The organism is Streptomyces sannanensis, assembly GCF_039536205.1.
Lineage (GTDB): Bacteria > Actinomycetota > Actinomycetes > Streptomycetales > Streptomycetaceae > Streptomyces > Streptomyces sannanensis.
On the sequence record NZ_BAAAYL010000003.1, the window covers coordinates 1 to 18,726 of the forward strand.

Consider the following 18,726-nt stretch of genomic DNA (forward strand, 5'->3'; position numbering starts at 1 on the left):
AGACCAGGTCGGCCAGAACGCGGGTGGGCTGCTGGCCGTGGTAGCCGTACCCATAGCTCTCGGCTGCGGCCTCCAGATCGGCGAGATCCTGGGGCGCGTCGGGGGAGAGGGTCTGGTCGACGTCGGTGCGGGCGGCGGTGAGGGCGGCGAGCGCCGGAGCGGTGAGGCCGGCGGCGAGCGCGCCACGAAGCAGGTTGCGGCGCTTCATCGGATCATCTCCATGGTGGGACTCCGTGCTGAGAGCGGCGGTGTCCTCCCAGGGTTGCGCAGCGAGCCCAGTAGGGCACCGGGAATGCGCAGACCGCCAGCGATTCGCTCGACAGTAGCCAGAGCCGTGACAGATGTGGTGCCCCGCGCGATCTGGCTGACACGCTCGGACTTGAGCGCGCAGGCTTCGGCGATCCGTTGAAGGAGATCCCCGCTTCGTGCGCCATGGCGAAGACCTTGGTGAAGTCCCGCTCGCGTAGGGCTCGGATGAAGGCGGGGTCGGCCAACAGATGGTGCGGCAAGTCGTCCACAAGTCCCCCTGAGTCTCGTGGAATGACGGAGCGTCAGGCTCAGACCATACCCACCATGGGGGCCCCACGACGGGGTTATCGCCAGCGCATTGCGTGGCTGTACTGGCGGGTGTTCGCGGCCGTGCTGTTCGGGCTGGCGGCCTGGCGGTGTCACGGGGCAGGTGTCCGGGCCCGTCGTCATGCGGGCCGGTTCCCCGCGGCGGTCGTACAGCCGGCGGGGAAGGGCGGCCCTTCGGTTCTTCGATCTTGAGGAGCGCCATGTTCAGTGTGTGCACACCAGTCGGTACGCGAGTGCCGGTCGCGGCCGGAGCGGTTGCGCAGCAAGCCGGCTGCCTTGATAGGAGTTCCCTTCGGGTTGTGGTGGTCGGCCAGGGCTACGTAGGCCTCCCCCTGGCGGTGCGCGCCGCTCAGACGGGCCACCGCGTGGTGGGGTTCGACACCGACGCGCGCCGGGCCGAGGCCCTGGCGTGCGGCAGCTCGCCCATCGAGGACGTCGCCGCGGCCGAGTTGGGGCCGCTGCTGCGGGACAGCACCTACCGGCCCACCGCGTCCCCGGACGATCCGGCCGGGTTCGACGCGGCGGTGATCGAACGCCCCGAGTGCAGGGGCCCGTTCCTGACGACCTTTCCGACATCGGAGGTGCCCAGATGAGCTCCACAGTGTGCTCGGGAGACCCGATGGGGGTCGCCGTCCACAGCGACGCGATGTACGCCGACCCGGGGGGATCTTCGCCTCCTGCGGGCAGCCCTACGTGAAGTTCCGCCGACAGCACGACCCCGTGGTCGTCGACTACCTGACCCACCTCGGCCCCTCACCGGCCCGCGTCCTGGACCTGGGCTGCGGTCCGGGAACCCTTGCCCTGGACCTGGCGGAGCGCGGGATGCGGATCACGGGGGTGGACGCGTCGCAGGAGATGCTGGACGAGGGCCGCAAGTGGGCCGAGCAACGGGGCCTGTCCGAGGCGGTCGAGTGGCGGTGCGTGGACGCCGCCACGGTGGATCACATCGACCGCCTGGGCACCTTCGACGGCGCGGTCATCGCCGACGCCTTCCACTGGCTCGACCGCCAGCGGGTCCTCATGGCCCTCGACAAGGTCGTGCGGCCGGGCGGGTTCGTCGCCGTCGTCGGCTACCGGGCCCCCGGGACACCGAGGGAATGGTGGCACCCGCTGCTGGTCAAGCTGCGTGAGAAGCACCTCGGCGCGGCGGACCTCGCGGGCCCGAGCACCCCGTACGTCCGCCTCGAGGTGGGACACGAGGCTGTGGTGCGCGCGTCGCCGTTTTGCCGCGTGGCCGTGCTGAGGGCCGACTACCGGCGCGCGTACACGCTGGACGAACTCGTGGGCCTGCAACACACCTTCGCCTACTCGTCGGCGGCAACCCTCGGCGAGAGGCAGGAGGCGTTCGAGGCCGACCTGCGATCGACGCTGAGCACCGTGCAGCCCAGCGGGCTGTTCACCACCACCTTGCAGGCCGCGGTGATCGTGGGGCGTCGCCCCGAATCCCGCTGACCACCGCTCGTCACCGGCCGCCTCGACGGCGGCGGCCTCCCATCCACCACAGGACCCGCCCAGGTAGGCGGGCCGGGACTCCCGGAGGACTCATGAAGATCACCGTCGTCGGATGCGGCCGACTGGGCACCCCCTACACCGTCGCGCTGGCCGAGGTGGGACACGACGTCGTGGGCATGGAGATCAACCCGGAGGCGCTCGCGGCGCTCCAGGACGGCCGATGCCCGTTCGACGAGCCCGGCGTGACCGACTACATCCGCAAGAACGTCGATGCGGGCCGGCTGCGGTTCACCGACTCCTTCGACGAGGCGGTCGCCCACGGTGAGCTGTTCTTCCTCGCCGTGCCGACACCGCAGAAGCCCGACGGCGCGACGATGGACGTCACGGCCGTCGGGGACGGCATCCAGCAGATCGCCCGACGGCTGACCCGCGACGTCGTCCTCATCGGGAAGTCGACCGTTCCGGTCGGTACCGCGCAGCGGATGGCCGCCCTGGCCGCCGACGTCACGCCGCCGGGTGTGCAGGCGCTGATCGGGTGGAGCCCGGACTTCCTGCGCGAGGCCCTGTCCATGGAGACGACGCTGCGCCCGGCCCGGCTCGTGCTCGGCACCTCGCCCAAGGACCGTGAGGCAGTCGAGGCGGTCGCTCGTCGGGCGTGGGCCCCTTTCCTGGATGCCGGGGTCGACCTGCTGGTCACCGACTTCGTCACTGCGGACCTGACGAAGGCGGCGGCCAACGCCTTCCTGTCGACGAAGATCTCTTTCGTCAACCTCGTGGACGACATGTGCCGGGCCACCGGTGCGGACATGGCTGTCGTCTCCCGCTCCCTGGGTCTGGACCCCCGCATCGGCGGGTTCGGGTTGACGCCGGGCCTCGGGTGGGGCGGCTCCTGCCTGGGCAAGGACATCCGTGCCTTCGCCGACCGGGCAGAGGAACTCGGAGCCCGCGCGACGTCCCGGTTCCTCTCGCTCGTCGACGAGGTCAACACCGCCCGCCGGGCCATGGCCGTCGACCACGCGCGCGCCGTGCTCGGGGACCTGGCCGACGCGACGGTCGCGGTGTGGGGCGCCAGCTTCAAGCCCGGGGTGGGCGACATCAGCGACTCGCCCGCCCTTGACGTGGCTGTGCGGCTGCACCGGGCCGGAGCGAAGGTGCGCATCTACGACCCGAGCGTCAACGCCCTGGTCGGCCGACTCCATCCCGATCTCACGGTGGTGGACACCGCGCAGGGCGCCGCTGAAGGGGCCGATTTGCTCATGGTCCTGACGGACTGGCAGGAGTTCAGCAACCTCGATCCTGCCGCGCTCACCGCTCACGCCGAGCCCCGTACGGTCATCGACGCCCGCCGCTGTCTGGACCCGCAGCGCTGGCGGGAGGCCGGCTGGAGCCACGAGCTCCTCGGCCACGTCCGCCCCGCGCTCGGAGCTGGCCGATGACCAAGAGCAACCCGCCCCTCGCGCTCGGAAGATCCACTGTTCACCACGGTGTTGGCGGCACCCGCGGCTTCGTCGTGGCCCCGGTGCGGCACCTGCACGCCCAGGTCCGGCCGCCCGCCAAGGGGCCCCACATTCTGATCGCCCGCGACCTGACACCCGCAGACACGGCGGCATTTGACCTGAGCGAGATCGCCGCGTTCTGCACGAGCGCCGGAGGCCCGACCTCCCACGCCGTGCAGGTCGCCTACAGCCTGGGCATCCCCACCGTGGTTGCCGCCGGGGACGGGGTGCTGGCCGTGCCCGGGGGGCAGATGTGCGCCCTTGACGGCGACACCGGCATCCTCTACGCCGGATTGGCCGGCAGCGACCTGGACGCCGCGACCGCCTACCGGGACCGCGCCCTCGCACAGGCCCGAGCCCGAGCCCGCGCCGCCGCCGGGACCCCACCGGTCACCCTCACCGCAACGATCATGCGCCCGTCTCAGGCCGCCGAGCTGCGCGCGGCCGGCGCCCACGGCATCGGCCTCCTCGCCACCGAGCTGCTGTTCCTCGGCCACGAACAAGACCTCACCGACGAGAACCAGCACTACCGGGCCTACCGCGAGATCGCCCGTGCCGTCGAAGACGCGCCCGTGACGCTGCGCACGCTGGACATCGGCGGCGACAAGGACATGCCGGCGCTGAACCTGCCCCGCGAGGCCAACCCCTTCCTCGGGATGCGGGGCCTGCGCCTGAGTCTGCGCCGACCAGACCTGTTCCTGCCGCAACTGCGGGCGGCCTACCGTGCCGCCCGCGACGACGGGGCCCGCTTGCGCCTGATGTTCCCGATGGTGACCCGCGTCGAGGAGTTCACCCAGGCCGCGCAGACAGCACGAGAGGTCCAAGCCGAGCTGGCGGCCCCCCACCTCCCCCTGGGAGTGATGGTCGAGGTCCCGGCCTGCGCCCTGGCCGCCGACCAATTCATCGAGCACGTCGACTTCCTCAGCATCGGCACCAACGACCTCGCCCAGTACCTCTTGGCGACCTCACGCACCAATCCGGCCCTTGCCCACGACATCAACCCCCTGCACGTCGCCGTCACCCGCACCGTGCGGTCGGTGGCCAAGACCGGCTCCGCGGGCGGCGTTGCCGTGTCCGCATGCGGGGCACTGGCCGGCGACCCTGTGGGCGCCGTCGTCCTGGCGGCCCTGGGCGTTACCGCCCTCACGGTCGCCCTGCCCCACCTCCCCGACGTGCGCGACGCACTGTGCCGGGCCGACGCATCCAGCCTGCGCACGATCCGCGACCACGCGCTCGACACCGGCGGCAGCCGGCACCTGCGGGGCCTCGTCACCACGCTGCTCGACCTCTGAACACACCGCCCCGCCTCCCGCCCCACTCCCCACCCGCGCCCGCCGCCACCCGTACGGCGGGCCCCGAAGGGACCACACCATGTCCTCACGCCCACTGCGACCGATCAGCATCCTGCTCGTCGGCGGCTGCGGCCACTGGGCCGCAGCCGAGAACCACATACCGGCCATCCTCACCCTCAAAAAGCACGGCTTCCCCGTCCGCGTGGCCGCCATCTGCGACCCCCGCGACCCCTACGACCCCTCGCTCCTGGGGCACATGCCCCACCTGAACTCCGTCGTGACGCAGGACCGCCCCGCGTGGGTCCAACCCCAGCCGGGCGAGCCGACCGAAACACTGGAGCGTCGACTGCAGCAGGCCCACCGCGAAGACCACTTCGACATGGTCGTCGTCGCCTGCGACCCCATCGCCCACTTCCCCTACCTGAAGTGGGCAACGGACCAGGGCATCCACGTCCTGTGCGACAAGCCGATCATCTGCGTCGAGGACGCCGCCTTCAACCCCGACCGCGCCGCCGAGATCCGCCGCCGGTTCGACACGCTGCTCCACGCCCACCGCGCGCAGCCCGACCACCTGTTCGCGGTGCCCCTGCGGCGACGCGCCAACGACGCCTTCATACGCGTCGGCGCGCTGATCCGGGATCTCCACGACACCCATAAGCAGTCCCTGACCATGGGCCACATCGACGTCTTTGGCGGCCACTTCCGCCTGCCCGAGGAGTACGCGCTCGGCAACGCGCACGGCTACAGGCACGGCGTGGGCGCGCTGTCCTTCTCCAGCTACCACTACCTCGACGAGATGACCCGCTACCTCCTGCTCGCCCCCGGCCAGATCACCGGCCTGCGCCTGACCCTTCAGTACGTCCGCCGTGTCGGTGACCACCTGGCGACCGGACTCAACGACGTCCTCGGCACGCTCCTGCGGCCCCTGTCCGAGGCTGAGCTCCCCGCTGTGGAACTCACCGACCGCATCGCCCTGGCCGAGATGGACTTCGCTTTCACCGTGGAACTACTCAACTCCCAACAGCAGTCCCTCGGAGTCCTCACCTACAGCTTCACCACCAACTCCTGCTCCAACCGCAGCGTGGGTGTGCTGGCCCTCGACGCTAAGGGCGCCGTCGCCTACCGCGAGAAGGGGCGAATGTCGCAGTACGTCATGGACCTGCACCAGGGCAACCTTCAGCACCTGCGCCTGACCAAGAACGACGCGGCCGGCGAGGCGTACCAAATCCGTCTGGAGCACCGACGCAACCCGCTCGTCGGCGGCACGGGACGACTGGAGACCGTCTACGAGGACGCCCACGACAACAGCGGCGTCACCCCCCGGGACATCACCACGGCCTTCATCACGATGGCCGCCAGCGGCACCCCAGAGCCGACCGTCACCGACAAGATCGCCTTCCTCGACGGACAGGTCCTCACCCACCGTGTGTTCGCCGCCATGTATGAGCTGATCGCGGCCCACCACCACGACGCGCGCCCCTGCCCGTCGGTCCTCGTCGAAATGCCCTGACGCGCAGCACATCCACAAACAAGGAGGCCACCATGAACGCGCAAGGCACCGTGGACCACGGCATCCTCTTCTACCCCCGCGGGGGATCGTCCCTGGTCGTGAAGTACCTGACGGAACAGCTCCGCGCCCAAGGGCGCCCCTCTCGGGTCTTCGCAGGATCACTCGGCGCCCCCGGGGTCACCTCGCACGCGGGGTCCTTCTACGATCCGGCCCACCTGATCGCCTCCGACTACAGCCCTGCCGCCGCCGCCCACACCGCCGGCCGGGACCCCCTGGAGGAACCCGTTCCCCTGCACCCCTCCTACGAGGACCGCACCGACGCGCCGGACCGGGTCTTCTCCGCGGTGTCACCCCGCACCAACACACTCATCGAGGACTACTGGACGAGACAGTTCGCCGCACACGACGCCGGCACGGGCGGCCTGCTCCACCTGCACCACCTCACACCCCAGCACGCCGCCGCCCACCGCCTCGGCCGCACCGTCGTCACAACCCTCCACGGCACCGACCTGAAGTTCCTCCACGCCGCGCAGCGCCGCATGCGCCTGGCCGCCGACCACGGCCTGACCGTCGCCAAACTCGGTCACCGCTTCCGGACGAACCCACGCGCACTGCTCTCCCGCATCGGTCAGCGCGCCGAACCGGCCGCACGCAACGCCGAGGATCTGTTTTGCGACCGATGGGACAACTGGATCCAGGCCGGCTTCTGGACCAGAACCCTGCGGGAACACGCCCACCGCAGCGAGCGCATCGTCGTCATCTCCGAGCAGGACCGCGTCCTCGCACAGACACTCCTACACATCCCCGACAATCGACTCGAAATCATTCCCAACGGGGTTGACATCACCCGCTTCCGGCCCGGCCCCACCCTCAGTGACACCGACAAGCGCACCCTCCTGCACCGCTGGCTGGTTAAGGACCCGCAGGGGTGGCTTCCCCACCACGGCCCCGGCACCATCGCCTACTCGCCCTCCGACATCGACCACATGCTCCGCGACAGTGACGGCCAACGGCGCCCCCTGCTGCTGTGGATGGGCCGCTTCCTGCGCTTCAAGCACCTGGACCTACTCCTCAACAGCTTCGCCGCCCTCCGAGAGAGCGCACCAATCCGCCCAGTCCTCCTCGTCTTGGGCGGCTATCCCGGCGAGTGGGAGGGCGAGCACCCGCACACCCTGGCCAGCCGCCTGGGCATCACCGACGACGTGTACTTCGCCGGATGGCACCCCCACAGCGACCTAGTCGACGGCCTGAACGCATGCGACCTGTTCACGGCCCCTTCCGTGAACGAACCCTTCGGGCTGGTCTACCTGGAGGCGATGGCCTCCGGAATCCCCGTCGTCGCCTCGGCCAGCGGCGGCCCCCTCGGCTTCGTCCGACCCGGCGGCCCCCGGCCCACCGGGTGGCTACCCGCCCCTGGCAATGCGGACGACCTGCACGCCACTTTGCTGAGCGCCCTCACCCACCCTGAGGAGATCGCACGCCGGGGACGCAACGCCCGCGACTTCGTCGTGCAGCACTACAGCTGGACCACCATCGCCGAACGGTATGCGCAGATGTACGACCGCGTCCTGGCAAGCGCCCACGCATAGAGACCACGGCCGGAGTACGTCGCTGGGCCGGGTCCGTCGAGATCTCGACAGACCCGGCCCAGCGACGTACTCCGGCCCCGCTCGGCAACCGCTCACGATCGCCGGACGGGCCGGAAGGTCACGCCGTGCCGCGTACTGTCCTTCGGCCCACGCTCATGTAAGTGAAGCCGAGCGAGCCCATCCGCTGCGGGTCGAGCAGATTACGTCCGTCGAAGATCAGCGGGCGAGCCATCGCGGCCGCCGCCCGGTCCCAGGAGACATCCCGCAGCTCCGGCCAGTCCGTCACGATGATCACCGCGTCCGCGCCGGTCATGGCTTCCACAGGCGTGGCATAGCGAGTGGTCGACGACCACGGAACGGTATCGAGCGGGCGGGCGAGTGGATCCCAGCAGCGGACCGCAGCACCCTCGGCCAGGAGCCGGGAGGCGAGGATCGTGCTCGGGGCCTCGCGCACGTCATCCGTTCCCGGCTTGAACGCGATGCCCAACAAAGCGACGGTCCGGTCATGGAGAAAGCCGTCCAGCTCGTCCTTCAACCGCTGGACCGCCCGCCGCGGCTGGAGGTCGTTCACCTCGATCACGGAGCTGAGCATCTGGAACGAGTACCCGGAATTGCTGGCCATGGCCCGCAACGCCCGGGAATCCTTGGGAAAGCAGCTGCCGCCCCACCCCACACCAGGTCTCATGTAGTGCGGCCCGAGCCGGTGGTCGAGGCCCACCGCACGAACGACGTGCTCAACGTCGGCGCCCGTCGCCTCACAGACCGTCGCGATCTCATTAGTAAAACTGATCTTTGTGGCCAGGAGTGCGTTGGCGGCCAGCTTCACCATTTCCGCCGACGGAATGTCCATCTCGACGACCGGTCCGTCCACACCCTCGTGCAGCTGCGCGACCAGCTTCGCGATCTCGGGATCATCGGCGCCGATCACCACTCGATCCGGGTGCATGAAGTCCCGCACCGCCTGTCCCTCGGCGGTGAACTCGGGGTTCGAGGCGTACCCGACGTGCTGGAGTCCCGCCCGGTCCATCGCAGCCCTGACCCGCGCACCGGTACCCACGGGAACCGTGCTCTTGACCACCACGGCGGCCAGATGACGGGCCCCGCGCAATGCGTCGATGACCTGGAAAATCCTGGACAGGTCGGCGTCCCCGGACGGTGTCGAAGGGGTGTCCACACACACGTACACGACGTCCGCATCCCGGACGGCTTCCTCGGCGTCGAGGGTGAACGTCAGGCGGTCGGTGTTCTCCGCGACCAACTCGCCCAACCCGTCCTCATGGATTGGGACACCGCCGTTGTGGAGAATGTCGATGCGCTCCTTTTGAATGTCACGAACGACGACCTTATGCCCCAGCTTGGCGAAGCAGGCGCCGGTCACGAGGCCGATGTAGCCCGCACCGAAAACAGCGATTCGGCGTTTCTCCAGCATTGGTCCGTTCACCCTTCTGGCGTCGAGACGCCCTGCCCCTCAGCCCCATCCGACCATAGAGCACGCTGTGAGCGTGTTTGTTGGGCCTGTGTCGTGGCTGGGGTGTGACGGGGCAGTCCCCAGCAGCGTGTGTTGCACTTCCGCGTTCAAGTGCTTACGTCGTAAGCTCTCGCGCCACGGAGCCCTCCCCACCCGAGGTGTAGAGCCGAGCTGGGAAGGGGGTGTTTACGACATAAGCACCCCCTTCCGCCATTGACGGGGAGTCGTCTGCTGTCGGTTGTTGGGTGTTGAGGCGTGGGTGGCCGGCTGCCGCGCAGCATTTGCATGGCCCTCTGTAGGGGCAGCGGGTGCGAAAGGCGTTGTTCGCCGGGCGGGCGTGACGTCGCCGCTGGTGCCCGCCGTGCGGGATCGGCCGTGAAGTTCTGGTGAACCCTCCCGCCCCACGGGATCGCTCTTTTTCGCAGGTCAGAGCCGGTTTTCCCTGTGGGGATGATTAGCGTTGCGAAGGTCCAGAGGCGTAACGCCTGGCGGTACTACGTGCGTGGGGTGGCCTTCGGGGACGGTCGCCGTCCGGCCCGCACGCCGATGAAGGACGCCCAGGAGCAGGCCGGGCTCCCGCCTGGGGTGTGGATGGGGCGCGGCCTGCCTGCCCTCGGGTTCACCGCCGGGCAGACGGTGACGCAGCGACAGATGGAGCTGCTGTTCGGGCAGGGTCGGCACCCGGATGCCGACCGCATCGAGCGCGAGCTTCTGGACGACGGCGCCGACCTGGAGACGGCGCGGCTGGCCACGGTCCTCGGGCAGCCGATCGAGGACATCGAGAAGCGGAAGCAGATCCCGCTGCTCGCGCTCGACTTCGTGTTCCGCCCGCAGGCATCCCTGATCGTCCTGTGGGCGCTGGGAGACGAGAAGACGTGCCGGGTCATCGAGCAGGCGCACGAACGGGCCATCGCCACTGTGCTGCAGTGGCTGGAGGATGAGGTCGCGGAGACCCGGTGGTCCTCCGGCCGCGAGCGTGCAAAGACGCCGACCCTGGCCGTCGCGGCGTACCGGCACTTCGACAACAGAGACGGTTTCCCTCTACTCCATGACCACTGCCTGATCCTGAACCGGGTGCAGCGCCTGGACGACGACGGAGAGCCTGTGTGGGGCGCCCTCGACACCCGCCGCCTGTACCAGCACGTCGTGGCGGCCGGGACGCTCTACACCCTCACGATGACGACCGAGGTGTGTGAAGAGCTGGGCCTGGCGACCGTGCCCCGGGAGGTGACGCCGGGCCTGCGACCGTCCCGTGTCTGTGGTCCGTCAGGTCACACGGCCGGGAGTTCGGCGTCGAACCAGGTGATGAAGGTGAGCGCGGAGCCACCGAAGTGCTTGCGGACCCGGGTCTGGACCCTGTCTGTCAGTCTCGTGTGAGACGCGGAGTTCGTGGCCGGGAACGAGGTCGTGGGCGGTGGTCTCGCCGCAGCCACACGTGCAGTCGCGAATGTGGAAAGGGGGTTACTCTTCCGGCGGCCGCCGAGCCGGGCAACCACTTCACCCCGACGTCCTTGCGGCCATCCTCAACGACCTCGGCATCCCCACCACCGCCGGCCGCACCGCCGCGATCCGACAGCACGTCCTGGAGATGCCCGCCCCGGTCGTCGCGGAGGCTCTGAGCTATCACCGGGTTACCACGGCCAAGCTGGCCTCCGAAGCCGGAGGCACCTGGAGCCGATACGCCTCTGGCAACCACTGGTGCTCACCACCAGGCTGGACCCCACGGAGGACTACCTGAACCTGCCGTCGGCCCTGAATGGATCGTGAGGCTGGTCCGCCGTTTCAGCGCGAGCAGACTGCCCGGGCCTACTCAAGGAGCAGCCGCACCAACTGGTCCAGCTCTTCGGCATACGGGGACTCGGCGAGGGCCTGGCGCACTGTCTGCCGGAGCTTCACGAAGTTCTTCGACTCGTCCAGGCCGAGCTCGGCGATCTCCCGCGGTCGGGTGAATCTGGAGGCGCGTTCCGGCCTGGGACTGGGCTGTCTGGATTGCGGCCGAAACACTGGTCGCACCCTAGTCGACGATGTGGGGAGTAGCGGTGAGCATCATCGGGACGTGGAACCTGGAGAACTTCTGTCGGCCGCTGCCACCGGGCAGCCCACCCTCCACCACCAAGTGTGCAGCCAAGGACGACGCCGCCTACGAGGACAAGGTCGACGCCCTGGGCGGGGTGATCACCGAGATCGGGCCGGACTTGCTCGGGGTGCAGGAGGTTGGCAGCCAGGAAACCCTGGAGGACCTGGTGAAGAAGCTGACGGGAACCTGGCACACCGCCATCTCGGACCACCCCGACGGTCGCGGCATCCGGGTGGGCGTCATCAGCCGCTGGCCCCTGCTCGACATCCAGCAGCGCGTCAACTTCCCCGCCCACCTCGGCGCGGTCCAGGTCGAGGACGACGCCAGCACCATCCACGAGATGGGCCGCGGCGGCCTGGCCGTCCGCGTAGAGCCGGCCCCCGGCAAGAGTCTCCACGTGGCCGTGTGCCACCTCAAATCGAAGCTGTTGACCTTCCCCGGCAACCAGCACAGCACCCACGACGAAGGCCTGCGCGCCCGCTACGCCGCCTACGCCCTCTTCCGCCGCAGCGCCGAAGCCGTCACCATGCGCGCCCTGGCCGACGAGCTGCTCCAGGGCGAGGGCACCAACCGCGATGTCATCGTGCTGGGCGACTTCAACGACGACTGGCAGGCTGCCACCACCCAAATCCTCTACGGCCCGCCCGGTTCGCAGATCGGCACCGGCGGCTTCGACCACCCCGACCAGGGCGACGCCAAACGGCTGTGGAATCTCGCCCCGCGCATCCTCGAACAAGGCGGCTACTCCCGCGTCTTCGAAGGCCAGCACGAGCTCATCGACCACATCCTCATCAGCCACTCCCTGTTGGGCAAGCTTCAGGAAGTCCACACCGCAACCAACAAGCTGCCGTCCGTCGTGGCCACGCACCCGGCCGCGCCGCACGACAAGCCGTCCGACCACTCGCCCGTGGTGGCCACGTTCAACCTCTAGCCAGCCTTCGGGGAGATCGACCTGGGCGCGGCCGATCCGCTCGACGCTGCTCGCAAGGCCCTGGCGATTCAGCGCGACACCGCGTCCTGGGTCACTGTCTTCACTGTCCACGGTGACACGCAGACGGTCACCGTCGACCTGGATCCGTCCTGCGGCGGAGTTCCGCATGTCGTTCTTACCGCCTGACGAACCCCCGCGCCCCGGTACGGCCCCGCGCCGCACCGGGGCGCAAGGGTGGGCTGACACCTGCTGGGTCCGGCCAGGAGCGGGAGGTGGAGGAAGTCTCGGACCGACGGGAGCGCATCGGGGGTCATCGGATCCGCTCCTTACTGCCGGCCGGATGCGGCGACGCTGGCGTCGCGGTGACGGTACCCGACCACCGCTGCTGTCCATGCGACGCGGGCTTCCCAGGCGCTGTGCCCGGGAAGCCCCTACCTGATGGGTAGTTGTGTCAGCTGACCTGGAGGGTCAGGTTCTTGGGCCAGTGGGCCTGGTTCAGGTGGGCGAACAGGTTCTTGATGTCGGCGGGGGCGAGCTTGATGCAGCCCTTGGACTTGTAGCTGCCGTGCCATCGGCTGGCGCCGTTCTTGGTCATGTTGCTGTGGATGAACAGATCGCCGCGCAGGACGGCCGTCTGGCCGTGCTCGGGGTGGCAGGTCTTGTCAGCGAGGTGGATGGCGTAGCCCTTGATCGCAGTGTCGCGGTTGGTCTGGTGCCCGAGGATCTTGTAGGTGCCGCTGGGCAGCCAACCGCGTTCCTTGGCACACTCGTTCGTGCTGCCCATGCCGGACCCGGCACGGTAGCTCTTGATGAGCTGGCCGTCGTGGTAGAGGGCGAGTTTCGAGTTGCCCGGAGCGTTCCAGTTCTTGATGAACTTCAGCACGTACCCGCGCGGAGCGGGCGTGGTGCTGGCGAGGCCGTTCACCAGGGCGTTCCAGGTGTCGGGTCCGACGGCGCCGTCGGGGATGAGGTGGTGCTGGCGCTGGAAGGCCTTCACCGCGGCCGCGGTGCGGGAGCCGAACACGCCATCTGCCTTCGCCGCGTGCCCCCGCGCGGTCAGGAGCTGCTGGGCCGCAGTGACCGCGTGCCCGCGGCTGCCGGGGCGCACGGTGACGATCAGCGCGTTCCAGGTGTTGGTGCCGACGGCGCCGTCGGGGTTGAGGTGGTGCTGGCGCTGGAAGGCCTTCACCGCGGCCGCGGTGCGGGAGCCGAACACGCCGTCCGCCTTCGCCGCGTGCCCCCGCGCGGTCAGCAGGTGCTGTACTGCGCTGACCGCCGGCCCGCGGCTGCCGAAGCGCAGCGTGGGCCAGTGCCGGGCGTGCGAGGCGCCAACGGCCTTCGCGCCCGGGTGGGCGGCGTTCAGAGGCTGGGCCAGGCGCGCCGGATGGGTGGTGCCGGCGTCGTGGGCGGCGGCGGTGCCAGCGGGCGTGGCCAGGCCGAGTACGGAAAGACTCCCAGCGCAGGCGGCTGTGGCGGCGGCGATCCGCAGGCTCGTGCGGTACTTCGCGTTCATGATGGTTAGTCCTTTCGTGTCATGTCTCCGGGCATGTCCGTGACGCGCCAGGGCACGGCGCGGCCAGGGACTACCGGGAAAGGGGATTGGCCGGGACGTTCTCTCCGGCTGACGACCACCTTGGACCATGTTCCGAGCCGGTTCTACGCTGTGCGCGGTACCGGCCATACGTGCATATACATGGCAGCGCGTATGGGGTTTGACCTGGTGTTTTGAACCGGATATAGGGAGCGTGCGGGTGGACCCCCAGCCTCGAAACGACGCCGACAGCGGCGAGGAGCCGCCGACTTCCGCAGGAATCGAGCTGGGGCAGACACTCAAGCGCTGGCGCGAGGAGAGCAACCGGAGCCAGAACGTGGTCGCCAAGAAGCTGGGGACCAAACAACCGACGGTCTCACGATGGGAATCGGGGGCCACACTCCCCGCCGTCGAGGCGATCCAGGCGCTCTGGCGGATCCGCACGCAGGCCACCGAAACGCCATCGAGCGATACGGAACTCGACCGGGCTCTGGAACTGCACCAGCGCGCGGAGATGGAACGCGGCCGCGGCCCCAAGCTGTCCTCGACACCAGCACCCCAAACCACGACGGCCTCAGCGTCTTCACCCGTGCCAGCGGAAACCGGAAGGAAGAGGACCGTGCTGACGATCCTCGCTGCCTCAGGGGCCGTGGTCCTGGTCGTCGCGTTCCTGGCCTGGCACTTCGCCGGCTCCACCCAAACCGGAGGGGCGGACCGCCCTTCGGCATCAGCGGCATCGGCCCGGCCCGCGCCGCCCGCCACATGCAGTGGCGCCTCCTGCACGTCCGTGGAGCCGACCACCACGGTGTGCGCGCAGGATGCCGTGACCGCATACAGCGGCCGTAGCTACGGAGTTCTCGTAGAACTGCGCTACAGTCCCCGCTGCCACGCCGCCTGGGCCAAGATGAGCGGCACCTCCCAGGGAGACCGCATCACGCTCGCCATCGGGCACGACGATGAAAACTCACAGGAGTACCGGCAGCAGACCGGACACGACGCTCACACCCGCATGATTCACGTGGACGACCTGAGCGGCGTCCGCGCCTGCGCCATCGTCGAGGGCCGGGGCACCGTCTGCGCCACCAAGGCTGCCTCCGGCACCACTCGACCATGATCGGCCGCCCTGACGTGTAGCGGGGAATTGGGCGCCGGAGGTGGCCGTACGGGTGCAGCCACCCCACCCAGGCCAAGGTCAGGCCGGGTTGGTAGGGGCTGGCTGCTGGGTCGCGAGGATGTCGAGGAGCTCCCCGAACGTGATCTTCACGTCGTCGTAGCCGAAGTCGAGGGATTTCAGCAGAGCGTCCCATCGCTCAGGAGCCGTACCGCATTCTCGATTTCGCTGAACGGCCGCGAGTCCGGAAGGATGGACGGCATGATCCAGCACTTGCGGCTTTCTCGCTTCGTCGTCCCTGCCGCCGCTGTCGTCGCCGGTGTCCTCGCCCTGACCGCATGCGAAAGCGGCACGCAGGCCGACTCCAAGGCAGCGGCGCCGACGGCGATCACCACGTCCTCCGCGCCGTCCGCATCAAGCACCGCTCAGACTGCGGTCATCCCCGTACTACAGGGCGAGACCTACGGGCAGGTGCAGGAAGAACTCGTCGGCCAGGATCTGCCGGCCGTGCGCATCACGGCCACAGCCCTGCATAAGGACGTCACACTTCCCACCGACCACAGCGACTGGCACATCTGCGAAATTAGCCCCGCGCCCGGCACGAAGGTCACCGCCACCACCACCGTTACCGTCAAACTCGCCCAGAAAGCCGGTGACTGCGCCACCAGTTTCCACGGCTACCTCCACCAGAAGAACGACCCCGCCTACACCCCGCCCACAACCTCGGCTCCCCAGCCCGTCAAGTCCCACACGCCTGCCCCAACAAAGACCACCACCAGGCCTGCCGGAAGCTCCATGACCACCTGCCCGGACGGCAAGCAGGGATATGCCTGTACCTCCAACGGGCACCCTGTCGTTGACGGACAGTTCTGCCCCAACGCCGACCGCGGTCGCACCCTGAAGGCCACCAACGGCACCATGGTCACCTGCTCTTACGACCCCAGCGTCAAGCCGTACCGCTGGCAGTAACGCCGACACGGTCGGAGCGCCGAGACCAGCGTGTACCCTCCCGGGCCTCGACACTGTGGTGGGTCCTGTCGATCTGAGCCCGCCACTGCGGCCCCAGGCCATGAAGGCGGCGTCCTGCCCTGCTGGCGCGCCCGGGTTCGGCGAGGTGCTGCTCGTCGATGCGCATGCCCCCTCCGACGAGGCCGTGCACCAGGCCGGTTCGCCGACGGGTGCGCAACCGCCCGGACGGGTGACCACAGCACCTGTGCCCCCTCGATCGCCAGCCGGGCATGACCAGGAGCCGCCCCCAGCGAAGAAGACGCTGCCGCGCGCAGCCCCAGCGCATGCAACGGCTCGAACACGCGCGCCGATCTTGGTGCGTTTGTTAAGACGGGGCGGCCAAGCGCATCTCCCGTCGCCGTGCCCGCGTGTTGTCGGCGTTGTCAGTGGTGGCGGGCACGATGGCGGTCATGACAACCACCGATGCTGTGATTGGCGACGACGCCGCGTACGCGGATGCGGTCCGGACCGCGGTGAAGGCCGCGGCCGCCTACTACGCGGGCGGCGACAGCCCGCTCGACGATGACGCCTACGACCGTCTGGTGCGGGCGATAGCCGCGTGGGAGGCCGGGCATCCCGACCGGGTGCTGGCCGAGTCGCCGACGGGGAAGGTGGCTGGGGGTGCCACCCAGGGGGATGTGCCGCACGTCCAGCCGATGCTGAGTCTGGACAATGTGTTCTCCGCCGAGCAGTTCGAGGCATGGGCGGCGTCACTTCAGCGGCGGATCGGCCGGCCGGTCACTGCGTGGAGTGTCGAGCCGAAGCTGGACGGTCTGGCGCTGGCCGCCCGCTACCGCGACGGCCGGCTGGTGCAGCTGCTCACCCGCGGGGACGGGACGGCCGGGGAGGACGTCTCCCACGCCATCGGCACCCTCACAGGCCTGCCGGAGCAGCTGGCCGAACCGGTGACGCTGGAGGTACGCGGTGAAGTGCTGATGACGGCCGCCCAGTTCGAAACGGCGCTCGCCCTCCGAGCGGAGCACGGCGGGGAGCCGTTCGCGAATCCGCGCAACGCCGCGGCGGGCACGCTGCGGGCCAAGGACCGCGCCTACCGCCTTGAGATGACGTTCTTCGGCTATGGCTGCCTGCCGCTGCCGGCCACCTCCGAGGACCTCGCGGCACGCCTGACCGCCTCCTCACACAGCGACGTCATGTCCCTTATCGCCGTGCTCGGCGTGCACACCACGGCTGCCACCAAGGTGCCCGGCCGCACCGCGGGCACCACCGCGCAGGTGCAGGGATGTGTGGAGGAGATCGCTGCGCTGCGCGCCGAGCTGCCGTTCGGTATCGACGGCATCGTCATCAAGGCCGACCTGGCGGCCGACCAGGAGGCGGCCGGATCCGGCTCGAGGGCGCCGCGTTGGGCCGTCGCGTGGAAGCTCCCGGCGGTGGAGAAGGTCACCACCCTGATCGGCGTGGAGTGGAACGTGGGCCGCACCGGCATCATCGCTCCCCGGGCCGTCCTGGAACCCGTCGAGATCGAAGGCTCCACCGTCACCTACGCCACGCTGCACAACCCCGCCGACATCACCCGCCGCGACCTGCGCATCGGCGACCGCGTGATGGTCTACAAGGCCGGCGACATCATCCCCCGCATCGAAGCCCCCGTCGCCCACCTGCGCACCGGCGCCGAGCAGCCCATCGCCTTCCCCGATGCCTGCCCGCAGTGCGGCTCGGATATTGACACCTCCGAGCAGCGCTGGCGCTGCGAACGCGGCCGCGACTGCCACCTGGTCGCCTCCGTCTCCTACGCCGCCGGCCGCGACCAGCTCGACATCGAAGGCCTCGGCCTGACCCGTGTCGTCCAGCTCGCCTACGCCGGCCTCATCCACGACTTCGCCGACCTGTTCACCCTGACCCGCGACCAGCTTCTGGCGCTGGAGCGGATGGGGCCGACCAGCACCGACAACCTCCTCGCCGCGATCGAGCAGGCCAAGAACCAGCCACTGTCGAGGGTGCTGTGCGCGCTCGGTGTACGCGGCACCGGACGGTCGATGTCCCGGCGCATCGCCCGCCACTTCGCCACCATGGAAGCGGTCCGTGCCGCCGACGCCGAGGCGATGCAGCACGTCGACGGCATCGGCACCGAAAAGGCACCGGTCATCGTCGCCGAGCTGGTCCAGCTCGCCCCCGTCATCGACAAGCTCGTCGCCGCCGGGGTGAACATGACCGAACCCGGCGCCACACCGACCGCCGACACCAACGCCGCCGACGGTGCGGCGGACACGGAGGCGGTGACGACGGGACCGCTTCACGGCCTGACCGTGGTCGTCACCGGCGCCATGACCGGTCCGCTTCAAAAGCTCAGCCGCAACCAGATGAACGAACTCATCGAACATGCCGGCGGCAGGTCCTCCTCCAGCGTCTCCAAGCGCACCTCGCTCCTGGTCGCCGGAGAAGGCGCCGGATCCAAACACGCCAAGGCCCAGAACCTCGGCATCCGCATCATCTCGCCCGACGAGTTCGCAGGTCTCCTCGCCGACCTTGCCCCCTGACCGCCCGCTGCCACCTCGACAACCAGGGCCGGCAGCCCGCCGCCTGACCGTCTCGCGGTGGCTTCGGCCGCCACCCACCCCACACTCTCCGCAGGCATCCCTTGGAATTGATCATCTAGGAACGCACGCCTGCCGCGCGCGAGCTGCTCTGTCAACGCGGCTGCGCCGAACCCTTCCAAACCCGACGGAC

Annotated in this window: 15 protein-coding genes and 1 pseudogene; 11 read left to right on the plus strand and 5 right to left on the minus strand. The window is 69.4% G+C overall.

Annotation, left to right across the window (positions count from 1 at the left end):
- Window positions 1-208, minus strand: a pseudogene (locus tag ABD858_RS35140) (hypothetical protein); the annotation flags it as partial.
- A 667-nt stretch (window positions 209-875) separates the two neighbouring features.
- On the opposite strand from ABD858_RS35140, the gene ABD858_RS35145 reads away from it, so the two are divergent.
- The 6 genes from ABD858_RS35145 (at window position 876) to ABD858_RS35170 (ending at window position 7,915) form a co-directional block, all read left to right on the plus strand.
- On the plus strand, window positions 876-1,169 hold the full coding sequence (locus ABD858_RS35145; RefSeq protein WP_345045459.1) for a hypothetical protein: 294 nt from the start codon (window positions 876-878) through the stop codon (window positions 1,167-1,169).
- 100 nt (window positions 1,170-1,269) lie between these two features.
- Complete coding sequence (locus ABD858_RS35150; RefSeq protein WP_345045462.1) at window positions 1,270-2,028, plus strand: class I SAM-dependent methyltransferase; 759 nt, start codon at window positions 1,270-1,272, stop codon at window positions 2,026-2,028.
- 92 nt (window positions 2,029-2,120) lie between these two features.
- A complete protein-coding gene (locus tag ABD858_RS35155) occupies window positions 2,121-3,464 on the plus strand; it encodes a UDP-glucose dehydrogenase family protein (protein WP_345045464.1) in 1,344 nt (447 codons plus the stop codon).
- Window positions 3,461-4,816 carry a putative PEP-binding protein gene (locus tag ABD858_RS35160; RefSeq protein ID WP_345045467.1) on the plus strand — a complete coding sequence of 452 codons (1,356 nt, stop codon included), beginning with the start codon at window positions 3,461-3,463 and terminating at the stop codon, window positions 4,814-4,816. The genes ABD858_RS35155 and ABD858_RS35160 overlap by 4 nt, the downstream gene beginning before the upstream one ends.
- A 79-nt stretch (window positions 4,817-4,895) precedes the next feature.
- The gene (locus tag ABD858_RS35165; protein ID WP_345045471.1) at window positions 4,896-6,326 is read left to right on the plus strand and encodes a Gfo/Idh/MocA family oxidoreductase; all 1,431 of its coding nucleotides are present in this window, start codon (window positions 4,896-4,898) and stop codon (window positions 6,324-6,326) included.
- Between the two features lie 32 nt (window positions 6,327-6,358).
- On the plus strand, window positions 6,359-7,915 hold the full coding sequence (locus tag ABD858_RS35170) for a glycosyltransferase family 4 protein (protein WP_345045473.1): 1,557 nt from the start codon (window positions 6,359-6,361) through the stop codon (window positions 7,913-7,915).
- 118 nt (window positions 7,916-8,033) lie between these two features.
- Here ABD858_RS35170 and ABD858_RS35175 read toward each other — a convergent pair whose 3' ends face one another.
- Window positions 8,034-9,344 carry a UDP-glucose dehydrogenase family protein gene (locus ABD858_RS35175; protein ID WP_345045476.1) on the minus strand — a complete coding sequence of 437 codons (1,311 nt, stop codon included), beginning with the start codon at window positions 9,342-9,344 and terminating at the stop codon, window positions 8,034-8,036.
- A gap of 489 nt (window positions 9,345-9,833) precedes the next feature.
- Here ABD858_RS35175 and mobF point away from each other — a divergent pair, with 489 nt between their 5' ends.
- Window positions 9,834-10,760 carry a MobF family relaxase gene (mobF, locus tag ABD858_RS35180; protein WP_345045478.1) on the plus strand — a complete coding sequence of 309 codons (927 nt, stop codon included), beginning with the start codon at window positions 9,834-9,836 and terminating at the stop codon, window positions 10,758-10,760.
- 429 nt (window positions 10,761-11,189) lie between these two features.
- On the opposite strand, the gene ABD858_RS35185 is transcribed toward mobF, so the two are convergent.
- Window positions 11,190-11,387 (minus strand): hypothetical protein, encoded by a 198-nt coding sequence (locus ABD858_RS35185; protein ID WP_345045480.1) that lies wholly within the window; start codon window positions 11,385-11,387, stop codon window positions 11,190-11,192.
- A gap of 35 nt (window positions 11,388-11,422) precedes the next feature.
- Here ABD858_RS35185 and ABD858_RS35190 point away from each other — a divergent pair, with 35 nt between their 5' ends.
- A complete protein-coding gene (locus ABD858_RS35190) occupies window positions 11,423-12,391 on the plus strand; it encodes an endonuclease/exonuclease/phosphatase family protein (protein ID WP_345045483.1) in 969 nt (322 codons plus the stop codon).
- Between the two features lie 451 nt (window positions 12,392-12,842).
- Here ABD858_RS35190 and ABD858_RS35195 read toward each other — a convergent pair whose 3' ends face one another.
- A complete protein-coding gene (locus ABD858_RS35195) occupies window positions 12,843-13,904 on the minus strand; it encodes a peptidoglycan-binding protein (protein WP_345045485.1) in 1,062 nt (353 codons plus the stop codon).
- A gap of 238 nt (window positions 13,905-14,142) precedes the next feature.
- Between ABD858_RS35195 and ABD858_RS35200 the strand changes: the two genes are divergently transcribed.
- Window positions 14,143-15,036 carry a DUF2690 domain-containing protein gene (locus ABD858_RS35200; protein WP_345045487.1) on the plus strand — a complete coding sequence of 298 codons (894 nt, stop codon included), beginning with the start codon at window positions 14,143-14,145 and terminating at the stop codon, window positions 15,034-15,036.
- Window positions 15,037-15,114: 78 nt separating this feature from the next.
- Here ABD858_RS35200 and ABD858_RS35205 read toward each other — a convergent pair whose 3' ends face one another.
- Entirely contained in the window at window positions 15,115-15,306 is a 192-nt protein-coding gene (locus ABD858_RS35205; protein ID WP_345045489.1) for a hypothetical protein, read from the minus strand.
- On the opposite strand from ABD858_RS35205, the gene ABD858_RS35210 reads away from it, so the two are divergent.
- Together ABD858_RS35210 and ligA are read left to right on the plus strand one after the other, a co-directional pair.
- A complete protein-coding gene (locus ABD858_RS35210) occupies window positions 15,295-16,002 on the plus strand; it encodes a PASTA domain-containing protein (RefSeq protein WP_345045491.1) in 708 nt (235 codons plus the stop codon). The two genes, ABD858_RS35205 and ABD858_RS35210, sit on opposite strands and share 12 nt — an antisense overlap.
- 449 nt (window positions 16,003-16,451) lie before the next feature.
- The gene (gene ligA, locus ABD858_RS35215; RefSeq protein ID WP_345045494.1) at window positions 16,452-18,536 is read left to right on the plus strand and encodes an NAD-dependent DNA ligase LigA; all 2,085 of its coding nucleotides are present in this window, start codon (window positions 16,452-16,454) and stop codon (window positions 18,534-18,536) included.
- The last annotated feature ends 190 nt before the right edge of the window (window positions 18,537-18,726 follow it).

Bases quoted from the DNA above. Each gene is read 5' to 3' on its own strand.
- ABD858_RS35195 (WP_345045485.1), bottom strand. From the start codon at position 13,904: ATGAACGCGAAGTACCGCACGAGCCTGCGGATCGCCGCCGCCACAGCC.
- ABD858_RS35170 (WP_345045473.1), top strand. From the start codon at position 6,359: ATGAACGCGCAAGGCACCGTGGACCACGGCATCCTCTTCTACCCCCGC.
- ABD858_RS35175 (WP_345045476.1), bottom strand. From the start codon at position 9,344: ATGCTGGAGAAACGCCGAATCGCTGTTTTCGGTGCGGGCTACATCGGC.
- ABD858_RS35160 (WP_345045467.1), top strand. From the start codon at position 3,461: ATGACCAAGAGCAACCCGCCCCTCGCGCTCGGAAGATCCACTGTTCAC.
- ABD858_RS35165 (WP_345045471.1), top strand. From the start codon at position 4,896: ATGTCCTCACGCCCACTGCGACCGATCAGCATCCTGCTCGTCGGCGGC.
- ABD858_RS35155 (WP_345045464.1), top strand. From the start codon at position 2,121: ATGAAGATCACCGTCGTCGGATGCGGCCGACTGGGCACCCCCTACACC.
- ligA (WP_345045494.1), top strand. From the start codon at position 16,452: ATGACAACCACCGATGCTGTGATTGGCGACGACGCCGCGTACGCGGAT.
- mobF (WP_345045478.1), top strand. From the start codon at position 9,834: ATGATTAGCGTTGCGAAGGTCCAGAGGCGTAACGCCTGGCGGTACTAC.
- ABD858_RS35210 (WP_345045491.1), top strand. From the start codon at position 15,295: ATGATCCAGCACTTGCGGCTTTCTCGCTTCGTCGTCCCTGCCGCCGCT.